The organism is Empedobacter sp. UBA3475, from assembly GCF_002378465.1.
GTDB lineage: Bacteria > Bacteroidota > Bacteroidia > Flavobacteriales > Weeksellaceae > Empedobacter > Empedobacter falsenii_B.
The window spans coordinates 62,730-77,278 of record NZ_DFRA01000015.1 but is presented as its reverse complement, the minus strand read 5'-3'; the positions used below and the strand labels follow the sequence as shown (position 1 = coordinate 77,278).

17 protein-coding genes are annotated in these 14,549 nt (G+C 31.6%); 13 read left to right on the top strand and 4 right to left on the bottom strand.

Annotated features, from left to right (window positions below; all coding sequences use genetic code 11):
* Positions 1 to 25: 25 nt before the first annotated feature.
* Complete coding sequence (locus tag B3I31_RS04350) at positions 26 to 850, bottom strand: DUF5694 domain-containing protein (RefSeq protein ID WP_280038012.1); 825 nt, start codon at positions 848 to 850, stop codon at positions 26 to 28.
* Between the two features lie 469 nt (positions 851 to 1,319).
* Between B3I31_RS04350 and B3I31_RS04345 the strand changes: the two genes are divergently transcribed.
* Both B3I31_RS04345 and B3I31_RS04340 read left to right on the top strand, forming a co-directional pair.
* The gene (locus B3I31_RS04345) at positions 1,320 to 2,060 is read left to right on the top strand and encodes a sensor histidine kinase (RefSeq protein WP_291051155.1); all 741 of its coding nucleotides are present in this window, start codon (positions 1,320 to 1,322) and stop codon (positions 2,058 to 2,060) included.
* On the top strand, positions 2,047 to 2,727 hold the full coding sequence (locus tag B3I31_RS04340; RefSeq protein WP_219033596.1) for a LytR/AlgR family response regulator transcription factor: 681 nt from the start codon (positions 2,047 to 2,049) through the stop codon (positions 2,725 to 2,727). The genes B3I31_RS04345 and B3I31_RS04340 overlap by 14 nt, the downstream gene beginning before the upstream one ends.
* A 130-nt stretch (positions 2,728 to 2,857) precedes the next feature.
* Here B3I31_RS04340 and aroC read toward each other — a convergent pair whose 3' ends face one another.
* Entirely contained in the window at positions 2,858 to 3,916 is a 1,059-nt protein-coding gene (gene aroC, locus B3I31_RS04335; RefSeq protein WP_115001405.1) for a chorismate synthase, read from the bottom strand.
* Positions 3,917 to 3,939: 23 nt separating this feature from the next.
* On the bottom strand, positions 3,940 to 5,013 hold the full coding sequence (locus tag B3I31_RS04330; protein ID WP_291048680.1) for a 3-oxoacyl-ACP synthase III family protein: 1,074 nt from the start codon (positions 5,011 to 5,013) through the stop codon (positions 3,940 to 3,942).
* Positions 5,014 to 5,136: 123 nt separating this feature from the next.
* Between B3I31_RS04330 and B3I31_RS04325 the strand changes: the two genes are divergently transcribed.
* The 10 genes from B3I31_RS04325 (at position 5,137) to B3I31_RS04280 (ending at position 12,907) form a co-directional block, all read left to right on the top strand.
* Complete coding sequence (locus B3I31_RS04325) at positions 5,137 to 5,700, top strand: hypothetical protein (protein WP_180904965.1); 564 nt, start codon at positions 5,137 to 5,139, stop codon at positions 5,698 to 5,700.
* 25 nt (positions 5,701 to 5,725) lie between these two features.
* Positions 5,726 to 6,466, top strand: a complete 741-nt coding sequence (ubiE, locus tag B3I31_RS04320) for a bifunctional demethylmenaquinone methyltransferase/2-methoxy-6-polyprenyl-1,4-benzoquinol methylase UbiE (protein WP_038334486.1) — start codon at positions 5,726 to 5,728, stop codon at positions 6,464 to 6,466.
* Between the two features lie 26 nt (positions 6,467 to 6,492).
* A complete protein-coding gene (locus B3I31_RS04315) occupies positions 6,493 to 7,281 on the top strand; it encodes a porin family protein (protein ID WP_291058934.1) in 789 nt (262 codons plus the stop codon).
* Positions 7,282 to 7,333: 52 nt separating this feature from the next.
* A complete protein-coding gene (locus B3I31_RS04310) occupies positions 7,334 to 8,473 on the top strand; it encodes an acyl-CoA dehydrogenase family protein (RefSeq protein ID WP_219033597.1) in 1,140 nt (379 codons plus the stop codon).
* Positions 8,474 to 8,596: 123 nt separating this feature from the next.
* Positions 8,597 to 9,457 carry a fumarylacetoacetate hydrolase family protein gene (locus tag B3I31_RS04305; RefSeq protein ID WP_280038018.1) on the top strand — a complete coding sequence of 287 codons (861 nt, stop codon included), beginning with the start codon at positions 8,597 to 8,599 and terminating at the stop codon, positions 9,455 to 9,457.
* A 335-nt stretch (positions 9,458 to 9,792) separates the two neighbouring features.
* Positions 9,793 to 10,248, top strand: a complete 456-nt coding sequence (gene rplM / locus B3I31_RS04300; protein ID WP_038334665.1) for a 50S ribosomal protein L13 — start codon at positions 9,793 to 9,795, stop codon at positions 10,246 to 10,248.
* Between the two features lie 9 nt (positions 10,249 to 10,257).
* Positions 10,258 to 10,644, top strand: a complete 387-nt coding sequence (rpsI, locus tag B3I31_RS04295; RefSeq protein ID WP_038334481.1) for a 30S ribosomal protein S9 — start codon at positions 10,258 to 10,260, stop codon at positions 10,642 to 10,644.
* 124 nt (positions 10,645 to 10,768) lie between these two features.
* Positions 10,769 to 11,515, top strand: a complete 747-nt coding sequence (rpsB, locus tag B3I31_RS04290; RefSeq protein WP_115001416.1) for a 30S ribosomal protein S2 — start codon at positions 10,769 to 10,771, stop codon at positions 11,513 to 11,515.
* A gap of 114 nt (positions 11,516 to 11,629) precedes the next feature.
* On the top strand, positions 11,630 to 12,454 hold the full coding sequence (gene tsf / locus B3I31_RS04285) for a translation elongation factor Ts (RefSeq protein ID WP_038334478.1): 825 nt from the start codon (positions 11,630 to 11,632) through the stop codon (positions 12,452 to 12,454).
* Positions 12,455 to 12,583: 129 nt separating this feature from the next.
* Positions 12,584 to 12,907, top strand: a complete 324-nt coding sequence (locus B3I31_RS04280; protein WP_291058930.1) for a T9SS type A sorting domain-containing protein — start codon at positions 12,584 to 12,586, stop codon at positions 12,905 to 12,907.
* A 69-nt stretch (positions 12,908 to 12,976) separates the two neighbouring features.
* Here B3I31_RS04280 and B3I31_RS04275 read toward each other — a convergent pair whose 3' ends face one another.
* The gene (locus tag B3I31_RS04275) at positions 12,977 to 13,756 is read right to left on the bottom strand and encodes a superoxide dismutase (RefSeq protein WP_286494662.1); all 780 of its coding nucleotides are present in this window, start codon (positions 13,754 to 13,756) and stop codon (positions 12,977 to 12,979) included.
* A gap of 151 nt (positions 13,757 to 13,907) precedes the next feature.
* On the opposite strand from B3I31_RS04275, the gene B3I31_RS04270 reads away from it, so the two are divergent.
* Positions 13,908 to 14,534, top strand: coding sequence for a hypothetical protein (locus B3I31_RS04270; protein WP_286494663.1), 627 nt, complete (start codon positions 13,908 to 13,910; stop codon positions 14,532 to 14,534).
* Positions 14,535 to 14,549 lie beyond the last annotated feature (15 nt).

Here is a 14,549-nt window from a genome sequence, read left to right as displayed (position 1 = left end):
GCAATTGCGAGGTTTTTTTATGCTTTTATTTTAGATAATCTAACGTATTTACTTCTTTAAACTTTGGCGAACGTCGTAAGAAATCTTTGAAGAAAGCCGTATGCGTAGCACCCATTAATACAAAAATACGATCGTCTTTTGTAATCGGCACATTGTTCATATTTGAGAACATAGCTAAATTTCTATGATAATATTTCGCCGCTTGCTCTGCTCCTACTGGATATTTTTTGTATGAAACCGTCGTTAACATATCCGCATTAACTGCAACAGAAAAATCTAAAAATTCTGGTTGATTATAGTACTGCAATAACTCTTTTAATTTTACATCTTTTTTTGTTACTCCATTTTTCGATTCATTATTTCGGAACATTTCAATGTATCTTTTGAATGTAATCGAATCATCTTGCTCTTTCAACAAATCACCAAGCATATAAAGATAATCTTCTTGATAATTAATTCCGTAAATTTTCTTCGATCCGCTTAGTCTCCCAACTTCATAAGCCAATAACTCAACTTCGTTTGGATTTTCAAACTTCATTTTAGGATTAAGTAAATAATCTTGAAAAAGTTTATTCAACACTTTATTGCGAGAAGGATTTTGTTCAACTAAAATAATTGTAGGTTTAAAAGCCGCAATCTGCTTTGCTATTTCATGTATTTGACGAACATTATCTTGGTTATTCTCATCAAATTCAGTCGTACTTGCATCTGGAGTATATCCCATGTGAAAAGTTCCCATATTAAGAACTGGAATAGCATCATCAAATTTTGTTTGAAATTGATATTTTGTTTGAGCAGATAAATTCATAGTACCAATAAATGTAGCAATTGCAATAAATAAGTTTTTCATTTGAGTTAATTTTTAATTATGATTCAAATTTCTATGATTCTGAAAAAATTGACTTTTATTTATCGACTAACCCATTTGAATAATCGACGAATCACTTCACTTTTATGTAGAAAAGAATCTAATTTTACAAAAAACAAAAACAATGGAAGATGATAAAAAAAATTTAAGCTTCTCAAATCAAAAAAGCGTATTTATACTTTTAGGTTTTTGGGTTATTTACATTCTGTTTGATTACATAACAATTGGATTAGTTAATCTAACTAACGGAAATTCATTTTTTAAATCAATTACATTATTTGCATCAACAATGTATATTGTTCAGTTAATTACAATTTTTATTATCTATTTTTTTATTGCCCCCTATTTTCTTAAAAAAATAAATTGGAAATCGATATTATTCTCTATAGTATGTTCCTTTACAACATTCATTATTGTTCGTTATTTTATTGAGCAAATTATTACAGATTTTTTGTTCCATAAAGTCAATTATTTTGAAGGAACAACGATTAGTTTTTACATTTACGACAATTTACATTATGGTTCTTTTATCGTTTTTTCGTCACTTTTTTTATGGATGACATTTCATTCAATCCATACACTAAAACAAAATAACATCATTGAAAAAGAGAAAAAAGAAGCTGAAATTATTTTTTTAAAATCTCAAATAAATCCTCATTTTTTGTTTAATACACTCAATAATATTTATAGTTTGGTGAGTGTAAATTCTCCTCATTCGTTAAAAGCAATCGAAAATTTGAGTGCAATTATGCGTTTTACAACCTACGAAACCAATAAAGATAAAATAGAAATTGAACGAGAAATTGATTACATCAATCAATATTTAGATTTGGAGCAGATTCGTTATGGAGAAAAATTTTATGTCGAAAAAGAATTTTTGATTGAGAATTCTAAAAAATTAATTCATCCATATATTATTTCGCCTTTAATCGAAAATGCAATAAAACATGGTGTTGTAAAAGACATTAATCATCCAATTAAAATCAATTTAAAAACTAATTCTGAATACCTTGAGATTTCCGTTTCAAATAAAATTAATCAACATCAAAAAGATGAAACTTCAGGAATTGGATTAACGAATTTGAAAAAAAGATTGAATTATTATTTCGGAAATAATTATACTTTCGAAATTAAAAACGATTATGAAACCTTTCATATTTACTTAAAAATTCCATTAAATGACGAAAATTAAGTGTATTATTTTAGACGATGAACCTTTAGCTGTTGAATTATTGAAAAAACATGCTTCTGAAAATGAAAATTTAATTGTTTCACTTGCAACAACTGAAGTTTTTGAAGCAATTGATTTTCTCAAAAATAATAAAGTTGATCTTATTTTCACAGATATTCAAATGCCCGAATTGACTGGAATTCAGTTGATGAAAATCCTTGATCATTCTCAGAAATTCATTGTCACAACAGCTTATCAAGATTATGCTTTAGAAAGTTTTAATTTTCATGTGGTTGATTATTTATTGAAACCTATTACGAAAGAACGTTTTGATGCCTCTATAAAAAAATATGTTGATTTTTTTCAAACGACATCAACTAAAAATCAGTCGACTTATTTGTTTGTAAAAGCAGATGGAAAGCAAGTAAAAATTAATTTTTCAGATTTAATTTACATTGAAGGTTTGAAAGATTATATTCGAATTCATACCAAAACTGAAAAAATATTAGTCTTAGAAACTATGAAATCTTTCGAAGAAAAATTACCAAATCATTTCAAAAGAATTCATCGTTCGTATATCATCAATCTTGATTTTTTAACTTCTATTGATGGAAATTCTGTTTATCTCAATCAGAAAATTTTACCAATTGGAGAAACTTATCGAAAAGAAATGAAGGATTTTGGTTAAGAATTATTAAGAACAAAAAATACTTGTCTTTTCGAGCTTGTCGAAAAATCTCAGATTCTTCATTTCGTTAACACTGCATTCAGAATGACAATAACAAAAAACTCCAACTTTAAAGGTTGGAGTTTTTTGTTTATATATTTCTTGTTCGTTGTATCAGCAACATATCAGCCAAAACCATCGCAGCTAAACTTTCTACAATAGGAACGGCTCTTGGAACAACACAAGGATCGTGACGACCTTTTCCATGCATTTCTACCATTTTGCCATCTGCATTCAACGTTGTTTGTTCTTGCATTAATGTCGCAACTGGCTTGAAAGCAACTTTAAAATAAATATCCATTCCATTTGAAACTCCACCTTGTATTCCTCCAGAATAATTGGTTCTTGTTGTTCCATCTTGGTTGAATTGATCATTCATTTCTGAACCTTTCATCGATGTAGAAGCAAAACCTTCGCCGTATTCAAAACCTTTTACGGCATTTATCGACATCATCGCCTGTCCTAAACGTGCATGCAATTTATCAAAAATTGGTTCACCTAAACCAACTGGCACATTTTGAATAACACAAGTTACTTCACCTCCAATTGTATCACCTTCTTTGCGAATTTCTTTGATACGATTAATCATTTTTTCTGCCATTTCTAGATCTGGACAACGAACTGCCGTTTCTTCAATTTTAGAAAAATCTAATGTAGAATAATCATTATCCAACTTCAACTCACCTACTCCGCTTACATAAGCTGTAATATTGATATTTGGAATCACATGTTTTGCAACAGCACCACCAACAACCCAATTAGCCGTTTCTCGCGCAGAAGTTCTTCCTCCACCTCTATGATCGCGAACACCATATTTGGTTTCGTATGTAAAATCGGCATGAGAAGGACGAAAAACGTCTTTTATATGATCGTAATCGTGAGATTTTTGATTATCATTCGGAATAATAAACCCGATAGAAGCACCTGTTGTTTTTCCTTCAAAAATACCTGAAAGAAATTGTACTGTATCTGGTTCTTTTCGTTGTGTCACAATTGCAGATTGTCCTGGTTTACGACGATCTAATTGCGCTTGTATCCAATCAAAATCTAATTCGATTCCACTTGGAACGCCATCAATTACACCTCCAATCGCTACACCATGACTTTCGCCAAAAGTTGAAATTTTAAATAGTCTTCCGAATGTATTCACAATAGTATATGTGTTTTTTGTTTTTATTTTTCGAATTGATAAATCACTGCATTAACATTCATTGCAGCTCCAACAGAAGCTAAAATAATTATATCATTTGCGTGAAATTGATGAGGAGCTAATTCTCCTTTTTTTATTAAATCAAACATTGTAGGAACCGTTGCTACAGATGTATTTCCTAAGAATTGAACCGTCATTGGATCAATTTTTTCTGGTACAGCTACACCATATAATTTGTATAAACGCTCTATCATTGCATGATCCATTTTTGCATTTGCTTGGTGCAATAAAATTTTATCAATATCGGTAATTGATAAATTTGTTTCATCTAACAATTCTTTAATTGCTGGTGGAACATTTTTTAATACGAATTCGTAAACTTTACGACCTTTCATATTAATTGTTTTGATTGAACCTTTATAATCTGGATTTGCAGAACGTCCATTTGTCAAGTAAGCCAATTCATCACCTGTATAACTTAACGTTTCGTGATTGATGATTCCATATTTATAATCAGCTTCTTTCGCTTCCAAAACAACTGCTCCTGCTCCATCTGCAAAAATCATCGCAGAACGATCATGCGGATCTACAGCACGAGATAACGTATCAGAACCGATTACCAAAACTTTCTTTGCAATATTTGCTTGAATAAATTGATGTCCTAAAATCAATGATTCTATCCAACCTGGACAACCAAATGTCATATCATAAGGTTTACATTTTAGGTTTTTGATTCCTAAATTGTGTTTTACTTTTGCCGAAATTGACGGCATAATATCAATTTGATGACCAACAGGATCAATATCTCCAAAATTGTGCCCAACGATTATATAATCTAATTCTTCTGGATTAACGCCAGATTCTTCAATTGCTTTTTTAGCAGCAAAAGTTGCGATATCAGAATTTAATAAATCATCTTCTACATATCTTCTTTCTCTGATTTCTGTAATTTCCTCAAATTTACGCGTAATTTCTTCACCAGTTTTATCCAAACGATTTCCACTTTCGTCATAAAATTCGTGGTTAACAAAATCTTCGTTCGTAACAATTCTATTTGGTAAATAGTGTCCAGAACCTGTAATTACAGAGTTTATCATATTAATATTGTTCAATTTTAATAAAAAAATAATAGCGACAAAGTTACACATTTCATTAAAATAGTCATGAAAAATATGTAATAACTCATGCCGAAATTAATAAAGTATAATTAATTTAGCAGCATGAAAAAAAATCCTTCATTAATTGGTCTTTTAATCGTCTGTGGATTAGCTGCTTTGATCGTTGTTGTTTATAACACTTTTTTGAGCAAAAAAGATGGGTATGTGATTGACAATCCATCAAACAAAACCTTGACAATCAAAATTAACGATAAAGATTTTACAATTGCACCGCAACAAAATGCAAGAGTAGACTTGAAAAAAGGAAAAGCGCATATCGTTTATAGTTTTAATAACAAAAATGTAGATACAGTTGTAGATATTACGAGAGCAAATGGTTTTATAAATCCAACGCATCAAGAATATTATACATTTACACGACCTTATGGTGTTAGAAAAAACAAAGATTCTATCTTTTTATCAAACAATATTGCAATAGATAACAAGGTTTATCACGGAATTATCGAAAAATCTTCTCAATTATACATCGAAAACTTTTACTATAACATTGATCAGGATTATCCTAAAATGTTCATAAAAAGTGGCGGAAGCGAGAAAGCAACTGATTTATCGAAAATATTTAACAAAGAAGATTTTAAACAATTTTATTTCGAGAATTACGAATAAGATTTAGATTTTATAACTTTACAAAATGGCAAATCATCAACACGATGCAGTAACTCCTTACGAAGCATCAGATCTAAATAAAAAGAAACAAGTCGAGCAAATGTTCGATAATATTTCGCCAAAATACGATTTATTAAACCGTGTTTTATCAATGGGAATCGACATTCAATGGCGAAAAGATGTTATCAAAATGGTAAAAGCTTCTCAACCAAAAACGATTTTAGATATCGCGACTGGAACAGGAGATTTGGCGATTATGATGGGTAAAAATACTGATGCAAAAATTACTGGATTAGATTTATCTAACGGAATGTTGGAAGTTGGTCGCAAAAAAGTAAAAGAAGCTGGATTAGAAAATCGTATCGAAATGGTACAAGGTGATTCGGAAAATTTACCTTTTCCTGATAACACTTTTGACTGTGTAACCGTTTCTTTTGGTGTTCGTAATTTTGAAAACTTAGAGAAAGGTTTAGCAGAAATCAACCGTGTTTTAAGACCTGGAGGAACTTTCGTTATTTTAGAATTCTCTTATCCAACGGCTTTCCCTATGAAACAATTGTACACGTTTTATTCTAAAAATATTTTACCTGCAATTGGTAAAATGGTTTCGAAAGATCAAAGTGCTTATACCTATTTACCAGATTCAGTTCGTGCTTTTCCACATGGAGAAGAAATGAAAAACATTCTGAAAAGTGTAAAATTTACACAACCTATTGATAAAAAACTTACTTTTGGTATTGCAAGCATTTATAAAAGTATAAAATAAATTTGCTTGTTATTCGTTGAAAGTCTATGAGAAAAAATCTAATCATCGCATTATCGTTAACTGTTGCTAGCATTGCAAATGCACAGTTTCGCCCTAATAATGACAGAAGCGAAAACAGAACTGAAACTGATCAGAAAAAATTTAGTTTTGGATATTTCTTGGGAACTAATATGATGAGTTACAAGATTGTTCCTAAAGCACAAACTAACCCTGTCCCTGGAGCTCCTCAAACACCGAAAGATGATGGTGTAAACGAGCATGGTTTAGTTTATTTAGATCAAGAAAGTAAAGCTGGTTTCTCTGTTGGATTAATCGCTAAAATGCGTGTGAATGATTACATCGACTTAAAGTCTGAACCAGGATTGCATTTTGCACAACGTATTTTACATTTCAATAACTACTTGGATCCTGCTACAGGTGAAACAATAGAAGACCCTTCTAAAATAACACGCGAAGTAAAATCTACTTATATCGAAATTCCGTTGTTACTTAACTTTCACGGAGATCGTTGGTTCAATACACGTCCATACATTCAAGGAGGTTTGGGTTATCTAATGAATTTACAATCGAACGAAAATAAAGAAGACGATAACGCTACTGGAGTTTTCAGAACAACAACGAATAACTTTAACTGGCAAGCAGAAATTGGTGTTGAAATTTATTTCAAACGATTTAAACTTACACCAGCCCTAAAAGGTATGTTCTTCTTTAATAATGAAATTGTTCCTGATAAACCTTCTACAGATCCTTATTGGACAGGAAGTTTGAATTCATTATCAACCAGAGCATTTGTTTTTTCTCTAAAATTTGAATAAAAATTTAAAGTCATAATCATAAAATAATAAAAACCATAAATAATATAATCACATGAATTTTCAATTATCGGAAGAACAATTAATGATTCAAGAAGCTGCTCGTGATTTCGCTAAAGCCGAATTATTACCAGGAGTTATCGAACGCGACGAAACATCTACTTTCCCAACTGATGCAGTAAAAAAAATGGGAGAACTTGGATTCTTAGGTATGATGGTTGACCCAAAATACGGAGGATCTGGTTTAGATAGCGTTTCTTATGTCATTGCAATGGAAGAAATCGCTAAAGTTGATGCTTCTGCTGCTGTTGTCATGTCAGTTAACAACTCTTTGGTTTGTGCTGGTATGGAAAAATATTGTAACGAAGATCAAAAACAAAAATATTTAGTACCATTAGCTTCTGGTCAAGTGATTGGAGCATTTTGTTTATCTGAACCAGATGCTGGTTCTGATGCGACTTCTCAAAAAACTACTGCGGTAGATATGGGAGATTACTATTTATTAAATGGTACAAAAAACTGGATTACGAATGGTGGAACAGCTTCTACTTATTTAGTAATCGCTCAAACTGATCCAGAAAAAGGTCACAAAGGAATCAATGCTTTCATCGTAGAAAAAGGATGGGCAGGTTTCGAAATTGGACCAAAAGAACAAAAAATGGGAATCCGTGGTTCTGACACACATTCATTGTTCTTTAATGATGTTAAAGTGCCAAAAGAAAACCGTATTGGTGAAGACGGATTTGGATTTGCTTTCGCAATGAATGTCTTAAACGGAGGACGTATTGGTATCGCTTCTCAAGCTTTAGGAATTGCACAAGGTGCTTATGAATTAGCGTTAGATTATGCAAAAATTCGTAAAGCCTTCAAAACAGAAATCATCAATCACCAAGCTGTTGCATTCAAATTAGCAGATATGGCAACTAATATTACAGCTGCTCGTATGTTATGTTTTAAAGCTGCGGTTGAGAAAGATGAGGGAAAAGACATTTCTATTTCTGGTGCAATGGCAAAACTATTTGCTTCTAAAACAGCGAACGAAGTTGCTTCAGAAGCCGTTCAAATTCATGGAGGAAATGGTTATGTTCGCGAGTATCATGTAGAACGTATGATGCGCGATGCAAAAATTACTCAGATTTACGAAGGAACATCAGAAATTCAAAAAATTGTAATTTCGAGAGGAATTGCTAAATAATTTTAAATAAATATAATTATTTTTTATCTTTATAAGACATCTGTTAATGACAGATGTCTTTTTTTATTTATTTAATCAAAAAACAATACGTCGTATATTTGTGGCGGAAAAAATATAAAGAAGATGAAAATTTTTAGATTCGGACCAAAAGGTCAGGAGAAATCAGGTGTAATCATCGATGAGAAAAAATTCGATGTTTCAGCATCAGGAATTATTTATGATGATGATTTTTTTGGAAATACAGAAAAACAAGAAACTTTACAAAAATATATCGAGCTTAACATTAACAGCTTGCCATTAGTTGAAGATGATGTACGTATTGGTACACCTTTAACTCGCCCAGGAAAAATTGTTTGTGTAGGTCTTAACTTTGATGATCACGTAAAAGAAACAGGTTTACAACAACAAGCAGAACCGATTATGTTTATCAAAGCTAATCAATCGTTTAACGGACCAGAAGACGGAATTATGCAACCAAATGGTTCTACAAAAATGGACTGGGAAACAGAACTTTGTATTATTATTGGTGAAAAAGCAAATAATGTAACGGAAGAAGAGGCAATGAATCACGTATATGGTTATGCCTTAATTAATGATATTTCTGAGCGTGCTTTCCAAACAGAACGTGGAGGAACTTGGGACAAAGGAAAAGGATGTGATACATTTGCACCTGTTGGACCTTTTATTGCAACAAAAGACGAAATCGAGGATGTAAATAATTTACGTGTTTGGTTAAAATTAAACGGAGAATTAATGCAAGATGGTAATACAAGTGATTTTATTTACCGCATTCCTAAATTAATTTCTTACCTATCTCAATTTATGTCTTTCTTACCTGGAGATATTATTTCTACAGGTTCACCTGCAGGATCAGGAATGGGAAAAACACCTCAAGTTTGGCTAAAACCAGGAGATGTTATCGAATATGGAATTGAAGGTTTAGGTTCTACAACTCAAACTATTTTACCTTTCTCAAGAGATTAAAATAAGATATCTTACAATTAAAAAAAACCGTACAATTTAAATTTTGAATTGCACGGTTTTTAAATTTTGTTTAGCATCATACTTAATTGATTAAACAATAAAACGAATTCTTTTTCATACAATCAATCGATTAAATAGAACGTCTAATTCGAAAAAAATATTGGATATTCAATTAATTAACGTAATTTTGCAAACGTTTTGACAACCATCTAAATGGTACAAATCCATCAAAATGACGAATAATTCCTAAAATCTTTTGGGAAAACAGAATCATTTTGTACATTTGCACCCCGATCGGATTGTCGGTAATTTATAAAATATTAAAAATCAAGATAGTGGACACGTTAAGTTACAAAACTTCATCAGCCAACAAAGAAACTGCTCAGAAAGAATGGGTAGTTGTGGACGCTTCTGACTTATCATTAGGTCGTTTAGCGTCAGGTGTTGCGAAGCTTATCAGAGGTAAGCACAAAACAAACTTCACTCCTCATGCAGATTGTGGAGATTATGTAATTGTTTTAAACGCTGACAAAATTCAATTAACAGGTAACAAATGGGATGACAAATTATACATCCGTCACACAGGTTACCCAGGTGGACAAAGATCTTTAACTGCGAAAGAAGTTTTTGCAAAAGATCCTGTACGCTTAATCGAAAAGTCAGTAAAAGGAATGTTACCTAAAAATAAATTAGGTAGTAAATTATTGACTAATTTACATGTATTTGTTGGTACTGAGCACAATCACGAAGCTCAACAACCAAAACAAATCGATATTAACGAATATTTATAATCTAATTCCATGGCAATAGTTCATAAAATCGGACGTAGAAAAACATCTGTTGCTCGTGTATACTTACAAGAAGGTAATGGAGAAATCTTCATTAACGGGCGCGAGTTAGCAATCTACTTCCCTACGGCAGTATTACAATACAAAGTAGAACAACCATTTTTAATCACTGGTACAAAAGAGAAATACAATGTAGATATCAAAGTATTTGGTGGTGGAATCACTGGTCAAGCTGAAGCAATTCGTTTAGCAATTTCTAGAGCTTTATGTGAAGTTGACGCAGATTTTCGTTTACAATTAAAACCAGAAGGGTTATTAACACGTGACCCACGTATGGTTGAACGTAAAAAATTCGGTCAAAAGAAAGCGCGTAAGAAATTCCAATTCTCTAAACGTTAATTTATTCAATTCATTAAAAAATCCATTTTCCGTTGGTTTAGCATCTAAACAAATAAGGCTAGAATTTTTCGACCACTTGTTTGTTGCTTGTTGAGATAACGGAACGTAAACTAAAAAAAAGAAAATGGCAAAAGTAAATGTAAAGGACTTATTAGGTGCTGGTGTGCACTTTGGTCACTTAACAAGAAAATGGAATCCGGCTATGGCTCCTTATATTTTTATGGAGAAAAACGGAATCCACATCATCGACCTTCACAAAACTGCAGTGAAATTAGATGAAGCATCTGAAGCTTTAGGAAAAATTGCTGCATCTGGACGTAAAGTTCTTTTTGTTGCAACTAAAAAACAAGCAAAAGATGTTGTAGCTAAGCATGCTGAAGAAATCAACATGCCTTATATTACAGAACGTTGGCCTGGTGGGATGTTAACTAACTTTGTTACTATCCGTAAAGCAGTTAAAAAAATGAATTCAATCGATCGTATGAAAAAAGACGGTACGTTTGAAACACTATCTAAAAAAGAAAGATTACAAGTTGATCGTCAAAGAGCATCTTTAGAGAAAAACTTAGGTTCTATCGCTGATATGACACGTTTACCATCTGCAGTATTTGTTGTAGATATTGTACGTGAGCACATCGCTATAGCAGAAGCTCAAAAATTGGGTATTCCAATCTTTGCAATGGTTGATACAAATACTGACCCCCGTCAAGTAGATTTCCCAATCCCTGCAAATGATGATGCTTCTAAATCTATCGATATCATCTTATCTACAGTAGCTGATTCTATCAAAGCTGGTTTATCTACACGTAAAGCAGAAAAAGAAAAAGCAAAAGAAGGTAAAGAAGAAGGAGCTGAAACAAAAGAAGCTTAACATTAACTTGATGATCAATTCATCGATATAATATACCTTGTAGCTCCTACACCACTTTGTGGTGTACGAGCTACTTTTATTTAAAATATTAAGAAACAAAATAAAAATATTACTATGAGCTACAAAGCAACAGCCGCTGAGGTAAGTAAATTAAGAAACGCAACTGGTGCGGGAATGATGGACTCTAAAAAAGCTTTAGAAGAAGCTGGTGGAGATTTCGATAAAGCAGTAGAGGTTTTACGTAAACAAGGACAAAAAGTAGCTGCTAAAAGAGCTGACCGTGATTCTACAGAAGGTGCAGTTATCGCTAAAGTTAACGCTGACCAAACTAAAGGTATCGTTATCGCTTTGAACTGTGAGACTGACTTCGTTGCTAAAAATGAAGCTTTCGTTGCTATGGCTAACGAAATCGCTGATTTAGCTTTAACAGTTAACTCTAAAGAAGAATTATTAGCTTTACCATTCGCTGGAATTACAGTTGGTGAAAAATTAACTGAGCAAACAGGTGTTATTGGAGAAAAAATCGAAATTGGTACTTTCCAAGCTATCGAAGGTGCTATCGTTAATTCTTACATCCACGCTGGTAACAAAATTGGTGCTGTAGTTTCTTTATCTGCTAACGTAGAAGGTGCTTCTGAAGTAGCTCGTGACGTTGCTATGCAAGTTGCTGCTATGAACCCAGTAGCATTAGATGAAACTTCTGTTGCTCAATCTGTAATTGACACTGAATTATCTATCGCTAGAGAAACTTTAGTTGCAGAAGGTAAACCAGAAAACATGATTGAAAACATCGCTCAAGGTAAATTACAAAAATTCTTCAAAGAGAATACATTAGTTCACCAAGCGTCAATCAAAGACGGAAAAACTTCTGTTCAAGATGTAGTTAAAGCTGTTAACGCTGACTTGAAAGTAACTGGATTTATCCGTTACAGCTTATAATAAGTTTATAATTTTTATTATATATCTTAAAGTGATGCTAAAATTTAGCATCACTTTTTTGTTTGGTATATATTTTGAAATGTTTGTTTTATAATTATTTATTTTTATATTTGTTAGGATTACAAGCATATGAAACACTTTATACTATTTATAACTATATTTTTATTCACCATAACATCTGTATCAGCTCAGTCGAGATTTGATCAGGACAAAGGCTCTGTTAGTATTTATCCAAATCCTGCGAGTTCTACGTTTACAATAAAATTTGACAATCCATCAAAGGCAAGTTCGGTGTCGATATATTCGATTATTGGAAATGAAGTGATGAATAAAAAATTAGACGGAAGCCAAAAAGCAAACTTTAACGTACAAAGTTTGAAAAAAGGAAAATACATTGTTCGCGTTTTTAATGAAGATGGAACAACAGAAACACAATCCTTGATTAAGAATTAAGATTATTCATATATAAAACAAAAAAGCTTCTCAAAATTTGAGAAGCTTTTTTGTTTGTAATTAGAAAGACTATTTTGCTTTCTTATAATTTTCTTCAACTTGTTTCCAATCCAAAACATTGTTAAACGCTTTCAAATAATCATCGCGTTTGTTTTGGTATTTTAAATAGTAAGCATGTTCCCAAACATCAATTCCTAAAATTGGCGTTCCTGCGATCTCTGCTCCTGGCATCAATGGATTATCTTGATTTGCTGTACTTGTAACCGCCAAACTTCCGTCCGCTTTCACAACCAACCAAGCCCAACCAGAACCAAAACGTTTAGAACCCGCTTCGTCCAATTGTTTGATTAATTCTTCTGTAGAACCAAATGTTGCTTCAATCTTCGCTTTAAGATCTCCTGTAGGGGCTTTCTGTGGCGTTGGAGACATAATATCAAAATATAGCATGTGATTGTAATATCCACCAGCATTGTTGCGTAAAGCAGCATTATTCATATCCATTTTTTTCAAAATATCTACAATATCATTCGATTTGATATTTGCTTCTTTTAGCGCTGTATTCAATTTGTTGATGTATCCTAAATAATGTTTAGAGAAATGAACTTCCATTGTTTTTGCATCAATGTATTCGTTCAATTCATCGTAACCATATTTCAAAGGTTTAATTTGGAAAGTTCCTGGGTCAGCTTTAACATCTGTAGGATTTCCAACAGGCTCTGCAACAGCTTGCACTGTATCTTGTTTTACAACTTCTTTAGTTGTTGAGTCAGCATTTTCTTTCTTCGTTTCGCATGACTGAACAAAGAAAAGAACACCCAAAACTGACATCAAAAATATACCCTTTTTCATCTTATTCTTTTATGTAGTTTACTTATGATATTAATATTTCTACTAAAATATACTAAAACTATCGAATATAAAATTGATTTCTTTTAATTTTCTGTTAAAATGGAGATTATCATCTAAATCAATAAAGGTAATTTGTTTGTATATTTGATTCATGGATATTGAAATTAATAAAGAAGAATTAAATGATCTAGTTGATAAATTATATTTATTAACTGAAGATTATAAAAATTTGGCTAAAGAAATTTTTAAATATAAAGCTATGAAAGTTGATTTTATTGCTCTTAGTATTTTAAATAGAGCTATGTCAATTAATGAAGGTTTTAGATTATTATTTCAAGAAAATAATTTTTACTCTGCAACTCATCTAATTAGAATACAAATGGATAATCTAATTAGATATAATTCTATCCTAGTTGCTAAAGACGATAGTTATATTGATTATATATTAGACGGAAAAGAAATCAGAAAATTCCGCGATAGCATTTTAAAAAAGAATTTCAATGATGCTTATTTAGTTGAACAAATTTCAAAAAAATTTCCAGAAATAAAAATTTTATACAAAAAATACTGTGGCTTTATTCATTTTAGTAACGAACATTTAGAAAGAATAAAAACCTTTCCTAATATTGAAAATGTAAAATTTCGTGTAGAGATAGGTAATTTCGAAAATTATTCACATCAAGAAAAAGTAGAAATTGTATCTGATATGATTACTATTTCATTATTTATTTTTAATCAAATCAATTATTGGACCGAAGCAAAAAAGACCATAAAATAAAAAAACCTTCCATCA

What these genes read in the sequence shown, in the direction of transcription:
- B3I31_RS04350 (WP_280038012.1), bottom strand. Translation starts at nt 850, where the DNA reads ATGAAAAACTTATTTATTGCAATTGCTACATTTATTGGTACTATGAAT.
- B3I31_RS04340 (WP_219033596.1), top strand. Translation starts at nt 2,047, where the DNA reads ATGACGAAAATTAAGTGTATTATTTTAGACGATGAACCTTTAGCTGTT.
- B3I31_RS04330 (WP_291048680.1), bottom strand. Translation starts at nt 5,013, where the DNA reads ATGATAAACTCTGTAATTACAGGTTCTGGACACTATTTACCAAATAGA.
- B3I31_RS04325 (WP_180904965.1), top strand. Translation starts at nt 5,137, where the DNA reads ATGAAAAAAAATCCTTCATTAATTGGTCTTTTAATCGTCTGTGGATTA.
- ubiE (WP_038334486.1), top strand. Translation starts at nt 5,726, where the DNA reads ATGGCAAATCATCAACACGATGCAGTAACTCCTTACGAAGCATCAGAT.
- B3I31_RS04315 (WP_291058934.1), top strand. Translation starts at nt 6,493, where the DNA reads ATGAGAAAAAATCTAATCATCGCATTATCGTTAACTGTTGCTAGCATT.
- B3I31_RS04310 (WP_219033597.1), top strand. Translation starts at nt 7,334, where the DNA reads ATGAATTTTCAATTATCGGAAGAACAATTAATGATTCAAGAAGCTGCT.
- B3I31_RS04305 (WP_280038018.1), top strand. Translation starts at nt 8,597, where the DNA reads ATGAAAATTTTTAGATTCGGACCAAAAGGTCAGGAGAAATCAGGTGTA.
- rpsI (WP_038334481.1), top strand. Translation starts at nt 10,258, where the DNA reads ATGGCAATAGTTCATAAAATCGGACGTAGAAAAACATCTGTTGCTCGT.
- rpsB (WP_115001416.1), top strand. Translation starts at nt 10,769, where the DNA reads ATGGCAAAAGTAAATGTAAAGGACTTATTAGGTGCTGGTGTGCACTTT.
- tsf (WP_038334478.1), top strand. Translation starts at nt 11,630, where the DNA reads ATGAGCTACAAAGCAACAGCCGCTGAGGTAAGTAAATTAAGAAACGCA.
- B3I31_RS04280 (WP_291058930.1), top strand. Translation starts at nt 12,584, where the DNA reads ATGAAACACTTTATACTATTTATAACTATATTTTTATTCACCATAACA.
- B3I31_RS04275 (WP_286494662.1), bottom strand. Translation starts at nt 13,756, where the DNA reads ATGAAAAAGGGTATATTTTTGATGTCAGTTTTGGGTGTTCTTTTCTTT.
- B3I31_RS04270 (WP_286494663.1), top strand. Translation starts at nt 13,908, where the DNA reads ATGGATATTGAAATTAATAAAGAAGAATTAAATGATCTAGTTGATAAA.